Origin of the sequence: Allosphingosinicella deserti, assembly GCF_003012735.1 — a bacterium.
GTDB classification, from domain to species: domain Bacteria; phylum Pseudomonadota; class Alphaproteobacteria; order Sphingomonadales; family Sphingomonadaceae; genus Allosphingosinicella; species Allosphingosinicella deserti.
Window position 1 is genome coordinate 48,748 of record NZ_PXYI01000007.1, and the last position, 20,376, is coordinate 69,123.

The following is a 20,376-nucleotide window of genomic DNA, read 5'->3' on the forward strand; positions in this document are numbered from 1 at the left end:
CCGCGCATCGGATCACGACATCATGCACAGATACATCCGGCCCACGATCACGCGTTTGCGCGACGACCTCATGCGAGACGCCGTTGCGGAAGGGTTCGAGACCCGGTTCGCGACATGGCATGCCGTGGGCGCAGCTTCGTCAAGCCCTGGCAGCGCTCCCCGCACACCCCTCGTGGCGGTGCTCGATGATGCTTCGAGGGCCGGCGGCGATTCTCGGGAACTCGGGTCGGACCTGCTTGTCGCCTTTGCGCATGATGTCGACCCGGCGACCGTCGATGCGGTCCTTGCCTCCATCCGTGCGACCGAAATCCTGTGGGTGCATGCGCCGGGTGGCGACGATCAGGGCTCGGCATTGTTGCGCGTACGGCTTCCCGGCGATCTCCCGGCGGCCGAAGCGCTGAACATTCTCTCCGGCGCCTCCGCCGTGCGGAATGCCCACGTGGATGGTCAGCTGACGGTTGACGCCGTCAGCAACGACCCTGGCTATACCGGCGGATCGCTGTGGGGCATGTATGGCGACGCCACCAGCCCGGCCAATGCCTTCGGAAGCCAGGCGGGGGAGGCGTGGAGCGCCGGCTACACCGGATCGGCGAGCGTGGTCGTCGGGGTGATCGATTCCGGCATCGATTACACCCATCCGGATCTCTACCTCAACATCTGGCTCAATCCGCTCGAGATTCCGCCCGCCTTCCGCGCGTCGCTGGCCGATGCCAATGCCGATGGGCTGATCTCCTTCCTCGACCTGAACGCTGCCGCCAACTCGCTCTACGTCTCCGATCTCAACGGCAATGCCCGGATCGACGCCGGCGATCTGCTCGCCGACGTGCGCTGGGAGGATGGCGTCGACAATGATTCCAACGGCCATGTCGACGACCTGATCGGCTGGGACTACGCCAATGGCGACAACGATCCCTATGATGATAATCGCCACGGCACCCATGTCGCGGGAACGATCGCTGCCAGCGGCGGGAACGGCATCGGCGTCGCCGGCGTGACCTGGTCGACCCAGCTCGTCGCGCTGAAGTTCCTGAACGCATCGGGGAACGGATCGACGTCGGCGGCGCTGCAGGCGATCGACTATTTCACGGCGGCGGCAAAGGCGTCGACGCTGCAGGATTTCGCAGCGACCAACAACAGCTGGGGCGGGGGCGGCTACTCGCAGCCGATCGCCGATGCGATCGCCCGGGGCGCGGCGGAAGACATTTTGTTCGTCGGGGCGGCCGGCAACGGCGGCCCGGACCAGATCGGCGACAACAATGATGTCGTCGCGAACTACCCTTCGAACTACAGCAGTACGACATCCGCCGGATATGATGCGGTCATCGCCGTCGCCTCGATCACGCGGACGGGCGGACGCTCGAGCTTCTCCAACTACGGCAGCGTCAGCGTCGACCTGGGCGCACCGGGATCGTCCATCTATTCGACCTTGCCGGGCGGAGGCTATGGCAACCTCAACGGCACATCCATGGCGGCGCCGCACGTCACCGGTGCGATCGCACTCTATTCCGCGGTGTCCGACGCGAGCGCCGCCGAGATCCGCGCCAACTTGCTGGCCTCCACGGCTGCGACCGCATCGCTCGCCGGGGTCACGGCGACGGGCGGACGGCTCGACATCGGCAAGCTGCTGACGATCGACACGGCCGGTTCCGACCTGCGCTTCGGGACGTCGGGCGACGATCGCATCGATATGACCAAAGGCGGCAACGATCGCGTTTTCGGGGGCGAAGGGAACGATCTGTTCGCTTATGGCAGTGCATTCGGTGCAGGTGACCAGGTGGACGGCGGCAGCGGCACCGACACGCTGGTCCTGGCCGGTGTCTATGTCGGCGCTTCGGCGCTGACTCTCGGCGCCGATCAGCTGCGCGGCATCGAACATCTGACCCTGGTCGGTGGCACGTCCTACGCCCTGGCGATGGCAGACGCGAACGTTGCAGCGGGCGCCTTGCTGTCGATCGATGCATCCGCGCTCGCCGCCGGCGAAACGCTGCGCTTCAACGGCAGCGCCGAACGCGATGGTGGTTTCGCCGTGATCGGCGGCGCGGGAACCGACTTCCTGGAAGGCGGAGCCGGCGACGATCTTCTGGATGGCGGTGCGGGGGGCGACCATCTTGAAGGCGGTGGCGGCGGCGACGTCCTGAAGGGCGGCCTTGGGGACGACACCTACATCGTGGACAGTGTCGACGACATCGTCCTCGAGCAGGTCGGCTACGGCATCGACATTGTACGGACGGCGATCGGGACCCGCACGGATCTCTACGTGCTGGCCGCCAATGTCGACAATTTCGCCGGCACCTCGACGGCCGGGCAGGGTGTCCGCTTCAACGCTGCCGACAATCTGGCGATCATGGGCGACGGCAACGATCTCCTGGCGCTCGACGATGGCGGCAACGACCGGGTCAGCGGCAATGCCGGCGATGATCTCTTCTACCTGGGGGCTGCGTTCACCAACGCCGACGCACTCGACGGCGGCGTCGGCACCGATACGGTGACGCTCGCCGGCACCTACACGATCAGGTTCGAGGCCGACGATCTCGTCTCGATCGAGAAGCTGGCCCTGGCCAGCTCCGGCAATGCCGCAACGCCCAATGCCTACAATCTCACGATGAACGACATCAATGTCGCGGCGGGACAGCAGATGGTGGTCAACGCCCAGGGGCTGCTCGCCGGCGAGAGTTTCGTGTTCAACGGCGCGGCCGAGACCGACGGCAGCTTCAACATCCGCGGCAGCCGCGGCGCCGACACGATCCTGGCCGGCGCCGGCGCCGACCGGCTCTGGGGCGGCACCGGCGGCGACAATCTGCGCGGCGGACCCGGCAAGGACATGTTCGAGTATCGCGCGACCGACGAATCCACCGCCGCCGCGCAGGACAGGATCGGCTTCACCAAGGGCGACCAGATCTACCTGACGCCGATCGATGCCGACGGCGTCGCCGCCAACGGCAACCAGAACTTCCGCTTCGTCGGTGCCGCCGCGTTCGGCGGCAGCGCGGGCGAGCTGCGGGTGTCAGCCGCTGCCGGTACCCCCAATGGCTGGCTGGTCGAGGGGGACACCAATGGCGACCGCGTCGCGGATCTGTCGATCCTGGTGGTCGCGACGCCGGGCTATCAGCTGAATGCGGCGGACTTCTGGGTGTAACCGGACGCTCCTGCCCCGGCGCAAAGGGCGATCCGTGATTATCGTCAGCGCGGCGCCATTCGGATGCCGCCGTCGAGGCGGACGTCTTCCGCGTTGATGTAGGGATTCTCGGCCATGAACACCGCCAGCCTCGCATATTCCTCGGCCTGGCCGAGGCGCTTGGGGAAGGGCACCTGTGCGCCGAGCGCATCCTGGACGTTCTGCGGCATCCCGGCGACCATCGGGGTCTTGAACACGCCGGGGAGGATGGTGTTGACCCGGATACCGTCGTTCATCAGATCGCGTGCGATCGGCAGGGCCATGCCGAGCACCCCCGCCTTCGATGCCGAATAGGCCGCCTGGCCGATCTGCCCGTCCTGCGCGGCGACCGAGGCGGTGTTGACGATCAGACCGCGCTCGCCATCCTCGAGCGGATCGAGGCCGACCATCCCGAGCGCCGAATGGGCGATCATCCGGAACGTGCCGATCAGATTGATTTGCACGGCAAGCTCGAACTGCTGGATCGGATAGGGCTTCGGCGCCCCCGTCGCCTTGTCGCGACCGACCGTCTTGGCGGCATTGACGATCCCCGCGCAATTGACCAGGATCCTTTCCTGACCATGCGCGGCGCGCGCCGCTGCGAAACCCGCCTCGACCGCCGCATCGGAGGTTACGTCGACCTCGGCGAACATGCCGCCGATCTCGGATGCGACCTGCGCACCCTTGTTCGGGTCGCGATCGAACACCGCCACCTTGACGCCGCGTGCGGCGAGCGCGCGTGCGGTCGCCTCGCCGAGCCCCGAGGCGGCGCCGGTGACGATTGCGGAGATGCTGGTGTCGAGCTTCATGCAGGTTCCTCCCGAGGCGCGGCATCCCGTCCGGCCTCTGCCGATAGGCTGAACGCTGTAGAGGCAAGCGTGACGCCGCGGCAAGCCGGTCCGGTCTTCACCGGCGGTTCATCGCGCCTGCGCTCCATTTGCGCGGTCAGCAGGGGGACGACATGGTGGGATCGATCGTGGGTGCCGGAGCGGGGGCGATCCTGTTCGTGACGATCGCCGCAGGGGCGCAGGCGCAGGCGCAAGCCCCAGCGCTCGGCCCGAACCTGCTCCGCCCCATCGTTCCGAGCCTCGGTCGACCGTGCCGCAGCGGGGTTGGCGAGGAGATCGTCGTCTGCGCCCGGCGGGAGGAGAAGCGCTCGCCCTATCGTATTCCGGAGCCGCCGGACCGCTTCGATCCCGGCGGTAGCACGGCGAGCGTCTCGCGCGAGCGGAACAGCCTGCTCGATCATGGCGACACCGGGATCGGGAGCTGCTCGGCGGTCGGGCCCGGGGGATCGACGGGCTGCATGCTGCGGCAGTGGAAGAAGGACGACCAGCAATGGGCGGATCAGCGCCCGAGCCTGGCCAATCCAGGCGGACGGCCGAACTGAACCCGGAGCCACCGCGGGCGGTCCGTACTAGTACCTAATGTGCATCAACTACTTGTATGCACCTCAATGCATAATTATACATCCGACGTGTAGAGGGGTTGTACGCTTGCGGGATGTGACGATGAGCCTTGAATGTTCGACCGAGCGGCCGTGGGGCATCCACGGCATGGTGAGAAACGACGAAAGCTGTGCACGCTGCGGCTGGACCGCACCGGGGCCCTTGGGCGACGCCATTGCCGATGCCGTCGTGGAGGCGGACAGGCTTGCCACTGCCGTTGCCTGGGAGGGCTTGCCGGCCGTAGATCAGGCGCTCGCCGCCTGACACCCGTCAGCCCGCGCTGGAGGCCTGAGGACGTTTCTCAGCCGAGGCTTTCGACGATCGTGACATTGGCGAGCCCGCCGCCTTCGCACATCGTCTGCAGGCCGTAGCGACCGCCGCGTCGCTTCAAGGCGTAGAGCAAGGTCGTCATCAGCTTGGTGCCCGACGCGCCGAGCGGATGTCCAAGCGCAATCGCGCCGCCATGGACGTTGAGCCGCGCGGGATCCGCGCCGATCTCCTGCAGCCACGCCATCGGCACCGGCGCGAAAGCCTCGTTGACCTCGTAGAGATCGATTTCGCCGATGGTCATGCCGGCACGATCGAGCGCGCGCCGCGTCGCCGGGATCACCTCCTCGAGCATGATCACCGGATCGCCGCCGGTGACGGTGAGATTGACGATGCGGGCGAGCGGGGTCAGGCCGTGAGTCTGGAGCGCGCGTTCGCTGACGACCAGCACGCCGCTCGCCCCGTCGCAGATCTGCGAAGCGTTGGCGGCGCTGATCCGGCCGCCCTCGCGCAGCAGCTTGACCGAGCCAATGCTGTCCAGAGTGGCGTCCGCGCGGATGCCCTCGTCTCGCCGGTGGAGACTCGTCATCCCGTCGGCCGAGAGAATTTCGAGCGGAACGATTTCGTCGTCGAACGCTCCGGCCGTCGCCGCCTCGGTCGCCTTGCGATGACTCTCCAGGGCAAAGGCGTCGAGCATCTCGCGCGAGAAAGCGTACTTTTCGGCGATCATCTCGGCGCCGTCGAACTGGCTGAACATGGTCACGCCGAACTTGTCCTGAATCCGCTTCGAGAAGGGACCGGTGCCGATCCCCTGCTGCATCGGCAAAGTGAAGGGAAGGCCCATGGGCACGCGAGTCATCGATTCGACGCCTGACGCGATCACCACGTCCTGGGTACCGCTCATCACCGCCTGAGCCGCGAACTGGATCGCCTGCTGCGACGATCCGCATTGGCGATCGATCGTCACCGCCGGGACGCTCTGCGGCAGCGACGACGCGAGCACGGCGTTGCGGCCGACGTGGAAAGCCTGCTCGCCGGCCTGTCCGACGCAGCCCATCACGACATCCTCGATTGCGGCGGGATCGATGCCGGCGCGCGCGACGAGCGCGTCGAGGATCTCGGCGGCCATGTCGGCCGGATGCCAATCCTTGAGCGCGCCGCCGCGCCTGCCGCCCGCAGTGCGCGCGGCGGCGACGATATAGGCCTCGGCCATATCCTCTCCCTTACGATTACGTAAATCGGATAGCGCGCCCTTCGAGCGCACTCAAGCCGGGCGGCCAATACGCGCAGCGCATCGATGCGGAACTTTCCTCGCCGGACCCCGCGCGGCGGAACTCTCTGCACTCCGGTTCGTTCCACAGGAACCGGTCGAGAAACGCACAAGCACCGCCGCATGGCGGCTTCGGGAGCGTCCCGGCTTCGGCCGGGGCGCTTCTGCCGCTTCTACCTCGGGGCAACGACCTGAGGCGACGAAAGCGGTTCTGCGGCCGGATGCGCCGAGGAGAGAGCGTCATGGGCGAACATCATGTCGTGGAGCCGCTGCAGGAGAGGATCGATCCACGCGGTCAGAGCATCGATTACGGGCACGAGCTGATCTCGTCGCGGCGGGTCGAGGGAACGCCGGTCTTCGGTCGGTCCGGCGAACGGCTTGGGCAGATCCACAGCGTGATGATCGAGAAACGGCACGGCAGCGTGCCCTATGCGGTGCTCGAATTCGGCGGCTTCATGGGCGTCGGCACCCACGTCCACCCGATCCCCTGGCAATTGCTGACCTACGATGTCGACCATGACGGCTATGTCGTCGACATGACCAAGGATCAGCTCGCCAAGGCGCCGGCGATGCGCCTCGACGACACCGACCGTCCGATCGATCGCGACTATCAGGAACGGGTGAGCTCCTATTGGGGCACGATGCCGTGGTGGGGACTGTAGGGTCCGAGACGGCTCGGCTGTGCGTGGCGTCGTTGCGGCGTTCCGTGGGGACGGAGTGAGGACCCACGGTCGCTCGCCAGACCACGGGCGCAGTGCCGGTGGAAGTCCCCCACCAACCTCCCGATCGAGGGAGGCTCAGGAATAGCAGAGGAGGTTCGGCTGATCCGCGCGCGCGGGGTCAGCGAGCCCAGGCGATGAAATGGGGGTTGTCGAAGCCGCGGTCAGCCTTGCCGTAGCGCAAGGGGCCGGTTTCGCGATCCCCGTCGAGGGCGAGGACGCGGCCGCCGGCGGCTTCGAGGATCGCCTGGCCGGCGGCGGTGTCCCATTCCATCGTCCGGCCCCAGCGCGGATAGACGTCCGCCGAGCCTTCGGCGAGCATGCAGAATTTGAGCGAGGAGCCCGAGGGCAGATAGTCGACGATGCCGAGCCGGGCAGCGCGCGCGTCGGTGTCGGACGCGGCGTGATTGCGGCTGCCGATGCCGGTGAGGCCATGTGCCGGGGGAGCGCGGGTCGCTATCGCCTCGGCCGGGGCGCCGCCGCGGGCGCGGAACGCGCCTTCGGCGCGGGCGCCGTAATAGAGCAGATCCGGGACCGGCGCGTAGATGACTCCTGCCACCGGCACTCCGGCCTCGACCAAGGCGATGTTGACGGTGAACTCGCCGTTGCGCAGCGCGAAGCCTTTGGTGCCGTCGAGCGGGTCGACGCAGAAGAAGCGTCCGTCCAGCTCGGGAATGCGCCCGGCTGCGGCTTCCTCTTCGGCAAGCACGGGGATTTCGGGAAAAGCGGCGCCGAGGCGATCGAGGATGATCGCCTCGGCGCGCCGATCGGCGATCGTCACCGGCGATCCGTCGCTCTTCTCCTCGATCGTGCAGCCCGCCGCATAGATGCAGGCGATCTCCTCGCCCGCGGCCAGGGCGGCGTCGATCATCGTCCGGAGCATATCAGACGGCGCGCTCATGCCGTCAGCCGGGCGGCGTGCCAGCGGAGATGATCCTCCATGAAGGTCGAGATGAAATAATAACTGTGATCATAGCCTTGCTGCAGGCGCAGGGTGAGCGGAATACCGGCCTCGCGGCACGCGGCCTCGAGCAGGTCCGGGCGAAGCTCCCGCTCGAGGAACGTGTCGGCGCCGCCCTGATCAACGAGGATTTCCGGCACGCGTGCGCCGTCCTCGATCAGCGCGACGGCGTCGTGCCGGCGCCAAGCCGCGCGATCCGGTCCGAGATAGGCGCCGAGCGCCTTCTCGCCCCATGGCACCTGTGACGGTGCGACGATCGGCGCGAAGGCGGAGACGCTTCGGTAGCGGCCAGGATGGCGCAGGGCGAGGGTAAGCGCGCCGTGCCCGCCCATCGAGTGGCCGGTAATCGCCTGGCGGTCGCGGTCGATGGGAAAGGCCGATGCGACGATCTCCGGCAGTTCCTCGACGATGTAGCGCTCCATGCGATAATGGGCATCGTACGGGGCCTGGGTGGCGTCGACGTAGAATCCGGCGCCCTGGCCGAAATCGTAGGCGGGATCGTCCGGCACCTCGTCACCGCGCGGGCTCGTATCCGGAGCGACGAAGATCAGGCCGAGCTCGGCGCAGGCGCGGCGATACTCGCCCTTTTCGGTGACGTTGGCGTGGGTGCAGGTGAGGCCCGACAGATACCAGACCACCGGGCAGGTCGCGCCGCTTTCCGCCTGCGGCGGCACGAAGACCGAGAAGGTCATCGGCGTGCCGGTGGCGAGGCTGTCATGTCGGACGACGTGGACGGTGCCGCCGAACGATCGGGTAACGGAGAGCGTGTCGAGACTCATGCGGTATTCCTAGCGAAAGACGACCGTCTTGCGGCCGTTGAGAAGGATGCGGCGCTCCGCCGCCCAGGCGACCGCGCGGGCGAGCACCTGCGCCTCGGTGTCGCGGCCGATACGGATCATGTCGTCGACGCTTGCGCGATGATCGATCCGCTCGACCGCCTGTTCGATGATCGGGCCTTCGTCGAGATCGGGCGTGACGTAATGCGAGGTCGCGCCGATCAGCTTCACCCCGAGCGCATGTGCCCGGTGATAGGGGTTGGCGCCCTTGAAGCTCGGCAGGAAGCTGTGGTGGATGTTGATGCAGCGTCCTGCGAGCCGGGCGATCAGATCCGGCGTCAGCACCTGCATGTAGCGGGCGAGGACGAGCAGCTCCGAACCTGCCTCGTGGAACAGCCCGGCGACCCGTGCCTCCTGTTCGGCGCGGCTGTCGGCGGCAACCGGCAGGTGATGGAAGGGAAGGCCGTGCCATTCGGTGAGCGCACGGCAGGTCTCGTGGTTCGACACGACTGCCGTGACGTCGATCGGCAGCGCTCCCGTCGACCAGCGGTGGAGCAGATCGTTGAGGCAATGGCTGCCCTTCGACACCGCGATCATCACCTTCATCGGTGCGCTGCCGTCGGCGATCGTCCACTCGAGCCCGAGCTGTTCCGCCACCGCCGCGAAGTCGCTGCGCAGCGTGGCGAGATCCGCCGGGAAGCGCCGGCCGGCCGGCGTGAATGCGACCCGCATGAAGAAGCGGCCGCTCTCGACGTCGGCATATTGCTGGCTGTCGAGGATGAAGCCGTCGCGGTCGGCGAGGAAGCCGGTTGTTGCCGCCACGATCCCGACCCGATCCTCCGCCGTGAAGGTGAGGATGTAGCTCGGGCCGGGCGGCGGCGACGTCACGCTCAGTAGACCACGACGCTGCGGATGCTCTCGCCCTTGTGCATCAGATCGAAGGCGCTGTTGATGTCGTCGAGCTTCAGCATGTGGGTGATCAGCGGATCGATCGAGATCTTGCCGTCCATATACCAGTCGACGATCTTCGGCACGTCGGTGCGGCCGCGCGCGCCGCCGAATGCGGAGCCCTTCCAGACGCGGCCGGTGACCAGCTGGAAGGGACGGGTGGAGATTTCGCGGCCGGCTTCGGCGACGCCGATGATCACGCTTTCGCCCCAGCCGCGGTGGCAGCATTCGAGCGCCTGGCGCATGACGTCGGTATTGCCGGTGCAATCGAAACTGTAGTCGGCGCCGCCGTCGGTGGCGTCGAGGATCGCCTGCACCACCTTGTCGTTGCCGACCTCCCGCGGGTTGATGAAATGGGTCATGCCGAACGCTTCGGCCATCGCCCGCTTGGCGGGATTGATGTCGACGCCGATGATCTTGTCCGCGCCGACCAGCTTGGCGCCCTGGATGACGTTGAGGCCGATACCGCCGAGACCGAAAACGACGACGTTCGAGCCCGGCTCGACCCCCGCCGTCCAGATCACCGCGCCGACCCCGGTGGTGACTCCGCAGCCGATATAGCAGATCTTGTCGAACGGCGCGTCCTCGCGCACCTTCGCGACCGCGATCTCCGGCATCACGGTGAAGTTCGAGAAGGTCGAGCAGCCCATATAATGGTAGATCGTGTCGTTGCCGAGGCGGAAGCGGCTGGTGCCGTCCGGCATCAGGCCCTTGCCCTGGGTGCCGCGGATCGCGGTGCAGAGATTGGTCTTCTGCGAAAGGCAGGATTTACACTGCCGGCATTCGGGCGTGTAGAGCGGGATGACGTGATCGCCGACCTTCACCGAGGTGACGCCTGGGCCGACGTCTCGGACGATGCCGGCCCCTTCATGGCCGAGGATCGATGGGAAGATGCCCTCGCTGTCCTTGCCTTCGAGCGTGTAGGCGTCGGTGTGGCAGACGCCCGTCGCCATCACTTCGACCAGCACCTCGCCGGCCTTGGGCCCGTCGAGATCGACTTCGTGGATCTCGAGCGGGGCGTTGGGAGCGACGGCGATCGCGGCGCGGGTCTTCATGGCTGGCTTTCCCGATTTGAGTTCGGAAAGGCTGATACCGCACGCGGACGCGGGCGCAAGTTCTAGATCCTCGTCGAAGCCGGAAGAGGGCGCGGCGGCGCGAAGCGGCGGTTGCGGGCCGCAGCCTAGCCGCCGTAAGCCCGGATGAAGAAGACCACGGTGGTTGTCCCGGTGACGAGCAATGTCCAGATCCGCACCAGCCGGTGGCTGAGGCGCCGACCGAGCAGCGCGCCGAGCCAGCCGCCGAGGATGGCGCCGAGCAGCATCGGCAGGCATGCCCACCACCACACCATGGCGAAGCCGATGAACACAAAGGCGGCCGCGAGGTTCGCCACCGCCAGCATGGTGGTGCGGATCGCGAACAGCTCGCGAGGGCGGATGTTGGCGAGCAGGCCGTAGACGGCGGTGGTGATCAGCCCGACGCCGCCGCCGAAATAGCCGCCGTATATGCCGAGCAGCGCCTGGGCTGCGAGCAGGGTGGGCCGGCCGATCGTGACCCGTGCATGCAGCCAGTCGGCGGCAGGCTTGCCGAACACCATCACGACGAAGGCGAAGAGCAGCAGCCACGGGATGAGGAGGTCGAACGTCTCGGTCGGCGTGAGCACGAGCAAGAGGCTGCCGACCAGCCCGAAGACGAAGGTCAGCGCCGCCAGCAGCCGCACGGACATGCCCGCGACCGGCCCGAGCTCGCCCCGATAGGTCCAGGCGCTCGCGCCGGCGCCCGGGAGCAAGGCGACGTTCGAGGTGGCATTGGCGATGTTGGCCGGCAGACCGAGCGCGATCAGGGCCGGCAGGGTGGCGAACGTGCCGCCGCCGGCGAGCGCATTCATCGCGCCGCCGAGCGCGCCCGCGCCGGCGGCGAGGAGGTAAGCGGAAAGATCGGTCAAAGCGTCACGCCGGCAAAGCCGGGCCTCCTGCCGTGGCCGTTTGCCCGGCCCGGGTGGTCGCAGCTTTCGCGAAGATGCTGCCAGGGGTCAACCGCGGTCCGGCTCGAACGTCTCAAACGAGGTCCCTATGACCGCGCCTCTCGCACGCCCTCCAGCAGCGCCGTGCACATCATTGTCGCGGTGGAGCCCGCTCGAACCGCGTCGCCGCAGAGAAGCCGGCGCCGGTCACCAGCACCCGGTAGGATCGGCCGGGCTGCAACGCGGGCGCGGCCTTTGTCGCTCCAAATCCCGTCGGCAGCTCTCCGTAGCGCAAACGGGTGACGCACATATCGGAGGATCGGCCCCCGCTGATTTCCCACAGGGGGGGAGCGTCGTCGGGTGCGGCCGGATAGACGCTCACGCTCTCGATGCAGTTTTGCACGCCCTCGGACCTCGGCTGGACGGCGAAGGTCGCCCCTTGTTGATCCTGGGCGACCTGCAGATCGGCACCGTCGCGGCATCCGCACAGGAGCAAAGCGGAGGCGATTGCCAGCCCGCGATCCCCTCCGGCGCCCCTAGAGGCCATAGATGCCCGTTCCGTCGAGGCGCTTTTCCAGATCCCGCAGCGCGGCCTGATCCTGGGGCAGGGTCGATCCGCGGAGCCGCGCGTAATCGCCGACCATTTCAGCCTGTCCTTCGATCGTTTCCTCGGCGTAGCGCGTGTCGCGCGTGTCGTAGCGGTAGACCGCGTTCCGATCGAAGTCATGCTCCTTCAGATCATCGGCATATTTGCCGGCGAACGAGCCATAGCCGAGCCGTTCATATTGAACGACATGGGTGAATTCGTGGAGCAGCAATTCGCGCTCGGCGCCAGGCTGACCGAGATCGCCCGAATAATGATCGGAATCGAGGTAGATCGTGTTGCCGATGGTGATCGCAGGATTGCCGCCGACCTTGAATGCCGCGTGCGCGGCGGGCGACTTGCCGGGACCGTCGACGATCCTGACCTCGTCGAGATCGATTTCGGAGCCGAACGCCGCGCTTATCGCGGTGCGCTCGGCACTCGTCAGGGGACGCGCCTTGTCGCCCCGCATCGAATCCGCGAGCGCGTCGGCCGCCTCGTGCGGGAGGGTCCGGAGCTTGTCGCCGATGGCGTCGGCGGCGTCGCGCAAAGCGTCCAGGCTGCGGCGTGCGAGATCGAGCGGGTTCGGCAGGCTCGGCAAATCGGGCAGGCTCGGCAAATCGGGCAGGCTCGGGAGCCCGGCAAGCGGGAGGGTGGGAATGCCCGGAATGCCGGGAAGATCCGGAACGCCCGGAAAGTCCCAGCCGCCGAACCCGGCCGCCACCGGCATCGAGCGGAGCAGCTCGCCCTGTTCGACCGGCGTGAGGCTGGCGGCCGCCTGATCATGACGGGCTGCGGCGGCCCGCGCGTCCGTTTGCGCCAGCGCCGCGATTTCCACGCCCGACGCGTCGACATCGATCCGCCCCCGGGCATCGGTCGGGAGCGGCGCAACCGGCGACGGTTTCGGCGCAGCCGGGCTGAAGCTCACGCCGCGGTCTTCGATGGCCAACATCGGTCTCTCCTCGATTTTCGGGAGAGAGTGAGGGAGGCCGACGCCGGTGACAATCAACGAATCGATGAGGCTGCCGGCCATCTGGGGTACGAAGAAGGCAAGCGCAGGTGACAAATGTCACCCCAAGGCCATGACGGCCCACACTGGCCTCCCGTGCCCCTCCCGCCGATACCTGGACACAGCCAGGAGGGTAGAATGGACAGGAATGGAATGGCAGTGGTCGCACGGCTGCGGGGCGTCACCAAGACGCTCGGCGGCCGTCCGGTACTGAACGCAATCAGCCTCGAGGTGCGGGCCGGCGAAGTGACCGCCCTGCTCGGGCCGAACGGCGCCGGGAAGACCACGACCGTGGGCGTGCTGACCGGCAGGTTCGCGCCCGACGCGGGCGAGGCGGAGTTGTTCGGGCTCGATCCGGGGCGCCCCGCGGCGCGTGCGCGCATTGGGGTGGTGCTGCAGAGCGCCGGGCTTCCGGACGTGCTGACGGTGCGGGAGCTGGTGTCCCTGCATTCCGGCTATTATCGCCGACCACGCGAGATCCACGAGACGATGGCATTGGCAGGGCTCGAGGGACTGGAAAAGCGGCGTGCCGGCGCGCTTTCCGGCGGACAGCTCCGACGGCTCCATTACGCGCTCGCCATCTGCGGACAGCCGGATTTGCTGGTCCTCGACGAACCCACGACCGGCCTCGATCACGAGGCGCGCCGGCGGCTCTGGTCCAGCGTCCGTGCCGAAGCCGATGCGGGGACCGCGGTGCTGCTGACGACCCATTATCTGGAGGAGGCGGATGCGCTCGCCGATCGCATCATCGTCATCGACGACGGCCGGATCGTCGCCGACGCCACGCCGTCCGGGATCAAGGCGGATGTCGCCGGATCGACCATACGCTGCCGCACGATGCTTCCCGATCCGGCGCTCGCGGCGCTGCCGGGCGTCCGGTCGGTCCGTCGGAGCGGCGGCGCAGCGACCTTGCTCGTCGCCGACGGCGCCGTTGCGGCGCGGGCGCTGCTCGGGGCGGATCCGTCGGTTTCGGATCTGACGATCAGCGCGGCCTCGCTGGAAGACGCGCTCGGCGATCTTTCCGCCACCATTCGAAAGGCAGCATGATGGAAAATGCACTTGCCCGTCCGGCCGGCGTGTTCGCCCGCGAGAGCGTCGCGGAACTGCGCAAGAATCTGCGCCTGCCGCAGTTCGCGCTGCCGACGATCCTCACGCCGGCATTGTTCTATGGCCTGTTCGCCGTCATGCTCAACAAGGCCGGGCCAGGCGCGGCGGCCTATTCGCTGGCGACGTTCGGCGTGTTCGCAGCCACCGGGCCGGCCTTGTTCGGCTTCGGCGCCGGCGTCGCCGTCGAACGGGAGAACGGGCTGATCGAGCTCAAGCGGGTGTCACCGCTTCCGGCCGGCGCCTACATCTGCGCGAAACTGGTCTCCGCCGGAGCGATGGCGGCGCTTGCGCTGGCGATGATCTACGCCTTGTCCCTGATCGGCGGAGTCCGCCTGCCGCCGGAACAATGGGCCTTGCTGGTGATCGTCCACCTGCTGTCGGTGATCCCGTTCGCGCTGCTCGGCTTCGCGATCGGCATGCGTGTGGGGGCGAAGGGCGCGATCGCCGCAGCCAACGCGCTGTACCTCGGCTTCTCGATCCTGGGCGGCCTGTGGATGCCGATCACGATCCTGCCGGGCTGGATGCAGCAGGCGGCCTGGCTGACGCCGTCCTTCCATCTCGGCCAGATCGCGCTGTCGACGATCGGTGTGCCGCCGCAGGGATCGGCGCCGTGGCATGTCGCGGCGCTCGTGTTCATCACGGCGGCGGCGGCGTGGCTGGCACTGCGGGGCTGGCGGCGGAGCCCGGCTTGACCGCCGCCGGGCCGCAGGCGAGCATGGCCGCCATGCGACAGGCCGCGCCCTCTTCCGCTTCCGAGCAACGCTGGTATCAACGCATAGCCGACGTCCAGCGTCCCTGGATCTGGCTGATCTACCTGCCGCTTTTCGGCGTGACCTGGCTCGTCGAGCGCCCGAGCCTGCGCGATCTGATCGCCTCCGGCGCCGGGTTGATCCTGTTCCTGGCGCTCTACGTCTGCGCGTCCCGGCAGCGCGGCGTCCGGATCATCCTTCCCGCCGTGCTGATGCTGTTGCTGTCGTTCGCGATGATCCCGTTCGGAGGCAATTGGACGGTGCTCGCCGTTTACGCCTGTTCGACGGCCGCGGAAGTTCGTCCGGCGCGCAAGGCCGTGCCGATCGTCGCGATGCTGGTGCTTGCCTCGGTCGCCGCGGCGATCGCGCTTCGAACACCATGGTATTTCGTCGCCATGCTCGCCGTGTTCGAAACGATGGTGGTCTACGCCAAGATGGCCGGCATGGCCCTCGGCGAGAAACATGGTGCGCTCTTGAAGGCGCAGGAGGAAGTGCGGTTGCTGGCCCAGGAAGCGGAACGGGAACGGATCGCCCGCGATCTGCACGATCTGCTCGGCCGCACGCTGACTTTGATCGCGCTCAAATCCGATCTTGCCGGGCGGTTGCTTCACGCCGATGCGGATGCGGCCGCGCGCGAGATAAGCGAGGTCGCGGAGACCGCACGGGGCGCACTGGCGGAGGTTCGCGCCACGGTTTCGGGCATGGCCCACGCCGGCCTGGCACGGGAAATCGAGGCATCCCGCGCGGCGCTCGCCACGGCCGACATCGCCTGCGAGGTCGAAGGAGAGGGGCTGCCGGTCCCCGCTGCGAACGGCGCCGTGCTTGCGATGGCGCTGAGGGAAGCGATCACGAACGTGATTCGCCACGCCGAGGCAAGCCGCTGCCGGATCCAGCTCGTGAACGACGCGGGTGAAATCCGTCTGAACGTGACCGACGACGGGCAGGGCGGGAGCTTTCAGGAAGGCGCCGGGCTGCAGGGGATGCGCGCGCGCCTGGCGGCGGCGGGCGGTCGCCTGCGGATCGGGGCGGGTGCAGGCGGAACCGAGATTTCGGCGGCGGTGCCGGCGGCGGCTTCGTGATCCGGATCGTCATCGCCGAGGACCAGGCGCTGGTGCTCGGCGCGATCGCGTCGCTGCTCGCGCTCGAGCCGGATCTGGAGATTGTCGGACGGGCGGCGGACGGGCCGCAGGCGCTGGAGCTGGTGCGCGGCCTGCAGCCCGACATATTGCTGTCGGACATCGAGATGCCGGGGCTCACCGGCATCGAAGTCGCCGCCCGGCTCAAGGACTGCGGCGTACCGACACGGGTGCTGATCGTCACGACCTTCGGCCGGGCCGGCTATTTGCGGCGCGCGATCGACGCGGGAGTCTGCGGCTATCTGCTCAAGGACAGCCCGGCGGACCGGCTGGCGGATGCGATCCGCCGGGTTGCCGCGGGCGGTCGGGTGATCGACCCGGAACTCGCCTCGGTGGCCGCCTTCGCGCCGGCCGATCCGCTCAGCGACCGGGAACGCGCCGTGCTACGGCTTGCGCAGGACGGCCGTTCGAACAAGGAAATCGGCCGCGCGATGGCGCTTTCGCCCGGTACCGTGCGCAATTACCTTTCCGAGGCGGCTGCCAAGCTTGGTGCCGCGAACCGGATCGAGGCGAGCCGCATCGCCCGCGAGAATGGCTGGCTTTGAGCGTGAAGCTCGCGCGCGTGAATTGCGCAAGAGCGGGACCGACCGTGCTGGTGCTCATCTCTAGACCGGCGGACGAGCAACCAGGAGGGACGAGATGAAACCGAGCCAACGCCAGCTCTACGCCGAGCGGATCGAGCGTGTAGTCCAGCATGTCGAGGATCTCACGTTCGAGGGGCGCGCCCCGACGCTCGCGGAGCTGGCCGGCGTCGCGGCGATGTCCGAATTCCACTTCCATCGGATCTTTCGCCTGATGACCGGCGAGACTGTCGGGGAGGCCGTGCGCCGGATCCGGCTTGCGCGGACGCTGCCGTCGCTGGCCGCAGCGGGCACGATCACCCAGGCCGCAGGGGCGAGCGGCTATGCCACGCCGCAGGGTTTCGCACGCGCCTTGCGGCGCCAGGCCGGCACCTCCGCCAGCGCAGCACGGGGCGGAGCGGAGACGCTGGAGTCGCTTGCGGCGCAACTCCGCTCGCCGCCGCCGGGCGCGACGGCGCCCGCGCTCTCGGTCGAGATCGTGTCCGTCGATCCGTTCCGCCTGCTCGCGATCCGCAATGTCGGGGACTATGCGGAATTGAACGGGAGCTATACCCGCCTGTTCGATCTCGTCCTGGCGCAGATTCCGATGAAGGATCTGCGCGGCATCTACGGCGTACCGCACGACGATCCGCGATTCACCCCTGCCGAGGCCTGTCGGTGCGACTGCGCCCTCGCTGTGGGAAGTGCGGGGCGCCCGACCGGCGAGCTTGCCGAACTGCACCTTGGCGGCGGCAGCCATGCGCGGCTGCGCCATCTCGGTTGCTATGACGACATGCCCGCCAGCATCGACCGTCTTTATGCCGCGACCCTGTTGCAGGCCGATTGCGAGATCGGCTCCGCCCCCGCCTTCGTCCACTATCTCGACGATCCCGAGGAGGTCGCGGAGGCCGAACTCCGCGCCGACATCTATCTGCCGCTGGCATAAAGCCTGCGGCAGCACCATCTCAGGCATTGCGAACAGGAGATTCTCGATGTCCCAACGGCCGCAGCTGGTCCCCCATGCGGGGCACCCGATCATCGTCGAGCCCAATCCGAGACGGATCATCGTTCGGGCCGGCGAGACCGTGATCGGCGACACGGGCAATGCGCTGAGCTTGCGCGAAGCCTCCTACCCGGCGGTTCACTATATCCCCCGCGAGGATGTCGACATGGGGGCGCTGAAGCGCTCCGCGCATTCCAGCTATTGTCCGTACAAGGGCGAAGCAGCCTATTTCGACATCGTCTCTCTGGGCGAACCCGGCCGCAATGCGGTCTGGACCTATGAGCAGCCGTTCGATGCCGTGGCAGATATCGCCGGCCACCTCGCTTTCTATCCCGAGCGCGTGTCCATCGCCGAAAAGGAAAGCTGAGCGGTTCGCAGCTCGGCTCAGCGGCGAATGTCGACGGAGAGCAGCAGGCGGTTATAGCCCGTCCCCTCTTTCCAGATGTCGCGATTGGCGAGGCGGATCGCAAATTCGGCGCGTTTCCGAAGCGCCAGCGGGATCGGGCAGGCTCAGCAGCAGATCGTAGCGTCCCGGCGCAAGCGTGCCGGGCAGAGCCGCGGAGACGGCGACGTCGGTGACGCTGCCGGCGGATCGACGTTCAGGCCGCCCGCCGGTCACTGTGCAGGGGCTGCTGCGTCCCTGCTCAATAAGCACGGACGAGGTCGTCCCGCGACCAGATGATCGCGTAATCGGTGGGCAGGTAGCTGCCCTCCTCATAGCGCGCGCGCCGATCGGCCGAGGTCGCAGTCGCGTTGGCGATCGCGCTTTCGTTGCTGCCGATCCTCATCCGGAACGCGCCATGATCGACCTGGAGCGCCTGTGCGAACTGGATCCGGGGGCTGATCCGCGTGATCGCCGGATCGTAGAACCAGGCGCTGCCGAACACGCCCCGCACGTGGGGCAAGGCGGGAAGCGCGAGCGCCGCAAGGCGCAGCGCCTCGCGCCAGCCCGGCTCGTTCCAATAGGCCTTGGCGACCGGATCGTGGGTATGCCCCTCCAGCATCGGCGCGCGCCCCCGGCAGCGCAGGAAGACATGGGCCGCAGCGGCCGGACCTGCGCGCAACACGGTTTTCGCGGAGAGGCCGGAATGCGGCCACCAGAGCTGCGCAAAGCCAGGGATCATCACAAGGCGAACGAGCCACAGATCCTTGAGGAAGCGGTCCGCGCGCAGATCGGCGAAGCCCGGATCCGCCTGGATCTGATCGAGGATACGGTGGAAGGCGTCGACATAGTGAAGGGCGAATTCCGGGGCGAGCCCCGTCCGCGGAAAGGCGGCCTCGAAATTCTCGATGTGCGAGAGCATCAGGGCGCACAGCCAGGGCGCACGCGCCGGCTCGGGCAGGGAGAGCCAGAGCGCCATCGCCTCCTCGCCGGGGTCGGTATAGCGGAACACCGGCGCAAGGGATGCCGAGGCGGACTCGAAACGGGCAAAATCCAACTGACCCGCCGCGCGGCCGAGCTCGGGAAAGGCGCGGGCCAGGGACTGGGAAACCTCTGCGAGCCGATTCCGATAGGGGAGCCGACCGCGCCATTTCCTGAACAGCGTATCGGCCGGGATCTCCGGCATGTTCTGCTGAATATCGGCGATCATGAAAGGCTCCGCGGGGACGCGTGCATTTGGCCGTCGTGGCTCCGTTCCCCGGAAGAGCGAGCGTCGGAGACGGGGCCTTGCCTGCGTCCCGTCGCGCGCGCCGCCGCGGATCGTGCCGCGTGGAGCAAGTGAAGCATTCCAGAGAGATAAGCTTCGAACTCCGCATCGGCGATGCTGCGGCTGTCGAGCAGGCGCCGGAGCATGAGCAGGTCGGATCCGGGCGGGTTCAGGCCGTGCTCGACGAGGGTTGCGGATCGGATGCCGCAGGCATCCAGGATCTGCGGAGCGGCAGGGTGGAATGCGCCGCAGGGGTAGCAGAAATGGGCGAGGTGTTTCGGACCGATCGCGTCGGCGAGAAAGGCGCGGTTCTCGGCGATTTCGGCCGCGAGCCGATCGACATGGTCGTCGACCTCGATGTGGCGGTGGGTGTGCAATTGCACGTCCAGCCCCCGCCCATGTGCCGCACGCAGCTCATCCGGGCGCATGATCTCGAACTGACGCGTTTCCAGCCAATGTTCGTCGACGCCAAGGCTGCGCCCAAGCGCTCGGAGCCAGGCCGTCCGTTCCGCGGGCGGAAGTGCGTCGACCTCGGTGACGAGCTGTGCCGCTGGCAGGTCGCTGCGCCCGGAGGCTTCCTGGAAATAGCGGATCGCCATGTTCGAGACCGGCAACCCGCTTCCGGAATACCATGTGGTCGCATAGAGCGTCGCCGGCAGTTCGTATTTCTCGAGGATCGGCAGCATGTGGGTGAGCGTCGAGACCCAGCCATCGTCGATCGTGATCACCACCGACGGCCGCGAGAGCGTTCCCGCGGAAAGCCGGGTCACGGCGTCGTCCAGGGACAGCACGTCCAGGCCGGAGCGTCGCAGCAGCGCCATCCGCCGTTCGAACGTCTCCGGGGCCATGAAGCTGCAATTGCCGAACTGGTAGCCCGGGGTGACCCAAAGGCCGTGATAGCCGAGGATGCGCAGGTGGCCCGAGGTAAGCGCTCTGGAGAGCACCGGCAAACCGGTGTGACGCGCCAGCTGCAAGAGATTCCGCTTGAGCAAACCAACCCCCGTTCGCTGACCCCCTTCCGGCCTAGCCGATATGGATTGCCAACTTCCTAAGCCGGCGACGCCGGCATTCCGCTCA

Annotated in this window: 21 protein-coding genes; 10 read left to right on the forward strand and 11 right to left on the reverse strand. The window is 67.6% G+C overall.

Features of this window, described 5'->3' with window-relative positions; all coding sequences use genetic code 11:
• Positions 1-172: 172 nt before the first annotated feature.
• Positions 173-3,136 carry a S8 family serine peptidase gene (locus C7I55_RS19625; protein WP_199192938.1) on the forward strand — a complete coding sequence of 988 codons (2,964 nt, stop codon included), beginning with the start codon at positions 173-175 and terminating at the stop codon, positions 3,134-3,136.
• A gap of 44 nt (positions 3,137-3,180) precedes the next feature.
• Here C7I55_RS19625 and C7I55_RS19630 read toward each other — a convergent pair whose 3' ends face one another.
• Positions 3,181-3,963 carry an SDR family oxidoreductase gene (locus C7I55_RS19630; protein ID WP_106514735.1) on the reverse strand — a complete coding sequence of 261 codons (783 nt, stop codon included), beginning with the start codon at positions 3,961-3,963 and terminating at the stop codon, positions 3,181-3,183.
• 152 nt (positions 3,964-4,115) lie between these two features.
• Here C7I55_RS19630 and C7I55_RS19635 point away from each other — a divergent pair, with 152 nt between their 5' ends.
• Both C7I55_RS19635 and C7I55_RS19640 read left to right on the forward strand, forming a co-directional pair.
• Entirely contained in the window at positions 4,116-4,544 is a 429-nt protein-coding gene (locus C7I55_RS19635; RefSeq protein ID WP_106514736.1) for a hypothetical protein, read from the forward strand.
• A 121-nt stretch (positions 4,545-4,665) separates the two neighbouring features.
• A complete protein-coding gene (locus C7I55_RS19640) occupies positions 4,666-4,866 on the forward strand; it encodes a hypothetical protein (protein ID WP_106514737.1) in 201 nt (66 codons plus the stop codon).
• Positions 4,867-4,903: 37 nt separating this feature from the next.
• On the opposite strand, the gene C7I55_RS19645 is transcribed toward C7I55_RS19640, so the two are convergent.
• A complete protein-coding gene (locus C7I55_RS19645; RefSeq protein ID WP_106514738.1) occupies positions 4,904-6,082 on the reverse strand; it encodes an acetyl-CoA C-acetyltransferase in 1,179 nt (392 codons plus the stop codon).
• A gap of 299 nt (positions 6,083-6,381) precedes the next feature.
• Here C7I55_RS19645 and C7I55_RS19650 point away from each other — a divergent pair, with 299 nt between their 5' ends.
• Positions 6,382-6,801, forward strand: a complete 420-nt coding sequence (locus tag C7I55_RS19650; protein ID WP_106514739.1) for a PRC-barrel domain-containing protein — start codon at positions 6,382-6,384, stop codon at positions 6,799-6,801.
• Between the two features lie 178 nt (positions 6,802-6,979).
• On the opposite strand, the gene cysQ is transcribed toward C7I55_RS19650, so the two are convergent.
• From cysQ to C7I55_RS19685, 7 genes are all read right to left on the reverse strand, one after another.
• Positions 6,980-7,759, reverse strand: coding sequence for a 3'(2'),5'-bisphosphate nucleotidase CysQ (gene cysQ, locus C7I55_RS19655; protein ID WP_106514740.1), 780 nt, complete (start codon positions 7,757-7,759; stop codon positions 6,980-6,982).
• Positions 7,756-8,598, reverse strand: a complete 843-nt coding sequence (fghA, locus tag C7I55_RS19660; protein WP_106514741.1) for an S-formylglutathione hydrolase — start codon at positions 8,596-8,598, stop codon at positions 7,756-7,758. Before fghA ends, cysQ begins: the two co-directional genes overlap by 4 nt.
• A gap of 9 nt (positions 8,599-8,607) precedes the next feature.
• Positions 8,608-9,483 (reverse strand): formyltetrahydrofolate deformylase, encoded by an 876-nt coding sequence (gene purU, locus C7I55_RS19665; RefSeq protein WP_106514742.1) that lies wholly within the window; start codon positions 9,481-9,483, stop codon positions 8,608-8,610.
• A gap of 2 nt (positions 9,484-9,485) precedes the next feature.
• Entirely contained in the window at positions 9,486-10,598 is a 1,113-nt protein-coding gene (locus C7I55_RS19670) for an S-(hydroxymethyl)glutathione dehydrogenase/class III alcohol dehydrogenase (RefSeq protein ID WP_106514743.1), read from the reverse strand.
• A 125-nt stretch (positions 10,599-10,723) separates the two neighbouring features.
• Positions 10,724-11,485, reverse strand: coding sequence for a sulfite exporter TauE/SafE family protein (locus tag C7I55_RS19675; RefSeq protein WP_233222315.1), 762 nt, complete (start codon positions 11,483-11,485; stop codon positions 10,724-10,726).
• Between the two features lie 169 nt (positions 11,486-11,654).
• Complete coding sequence (locus C7I55_RS19680; RefSeq protein WP_106514744.1) at positions 11,655-12,050, reverse strand: hypothetical protein; 396 nt, start codon at positions 12,048-12,050, stop codon at positions 11,655-11,657.
• Positions 12,040-13,038, reverse strand: a complete 999-nt coding sequence (locus tag C7I55_RS19685) for an eCIS core domain-containing protein (protein ID WP_146151091.1) — start codon at positions 13,036-13,038, stop codon at positions 12,040-12,042. The genes C7I55_RS19680 and C7I55_RS19685 overlap by 11 nt, the downstream gene beginning before the upstream one ends.
• Positions 13,039-13,233: 195 nt before the next feature.
• On the opposite strand from C7I55_RS19685, the gene C7I55_RS19690 reads away from it, so the two are divergent.
• From C7I55_RS19690 to C7I55_RS19715, 6 genes are all read left to right on the forward strand, one after another.
• Complete coding sequence (locus tag C7I55_RS19690; RefSeq protein ID WP_106514746.1) at positions 13,234-14,142, forward strand: ABC transporter ATP-binding protein; 909 nt, start codon at positions 13,234-13,236, stop codon at positions 14,140-14,142.
• Positions 14,142-14,894 carry an ABC transporter permease gene (locus tag C7I55_RS19695; RefSeq protein WP_106514747.1) on the forward strand — a complete coding sequence of 251 codons (753 nt, stop codon included), beginning with the start codon at positions 14,142-14,144 and terminating at the stop codon, positions 14,892-14,894. The genes C7I55_RS19690 and C7I55_RS19695 overlap by 1 nt, the downstream gene beginning before the upstream one ends.
• Positions 14,855-16,030: a sensor histidine kinase gene (locus tag C7I55_RS19700; protein ID WP_106514748.1), complete on the forward strand. Its 1,176-nt coding sequence runs from the start codon at positions 14,855-14,857 to the stop codon at positions 16,028-16,030. Before C7I55_RS19695 ends, C7I55_RS19700 begins: the two co-directional genes overlap by 40 nt.
• Positions 16,027-16,632 (forward strand): response regulator transcription factor, encoded by a 606-nt coding sequence (locus C7I55_RS19705; protein ID WP_106514749.1) that lies wholly within the window; start codon positions 16,027-16,029, stop codon positions 16,630-16,632. The genes C7I55_RS19700 and C7I55_RS19705 overlap by 4 nt, the downstream gene beginning before the upstream one ends.
• A gap of 94 nt (positions 16,633-16,726) precedes the next feature.
• Positions 16,727-17,593 (forward strand): AraC family transcriptional regulator, encoded by an 867-nt coding sequence (locus C7I55_RS19710; RefSeq protein WP_106514750.1) that lies wholly within the window; start codon positions 16,727-16,729, stop codon positions 17,591-17,593.
• Positions 17,594-17,639: 46 nt separating this feature from the next.
• The gene (locus C7I55_RS19715) at positions 17,640-18,017 is read left to right on the forward strand and encodes a DUF427 domain-containing protein (protein WP_106514751.1); all 378 of its coding nucleotides are present in this window, start codon (positions 17,640-17,642) and stop codon (positions 18,015-18,017) included.
• A gap of 277 nt (positions 18,018-18,294) precedes the next feature.
• On the opposite strand, the gene C7I55_RS19720 is transcribed toward C7I55_RS19715, so the two are convergent.
• Positions 18,295-19,242, reverse strand: coding sequence for a hypothetical protein (locus tag C7I55_RS19720; protein ID WP_106514752.1), 948 nt, complete (start codon positions 19,240-19,242; stop codon positions 18,295-18,297).
• Positions 19,239-20,273, reverse strand: coding sequence for a polysaccharide deacetylase family protein (locus C7I55_RS19725; RefSeq protein WP_158266511.1), 1,035 nt, complete (start codon positions 20,271-20,273; stop codon positions 19,239-19,241). The genes C7I55_RS19720 and C7I55_RS19725 overlap by 4 nt, the downstream gene beginning before the upstream one ends.
• Between the last annotated feature and the right edge of the window lie 103 nt (positions 20,274-20,376).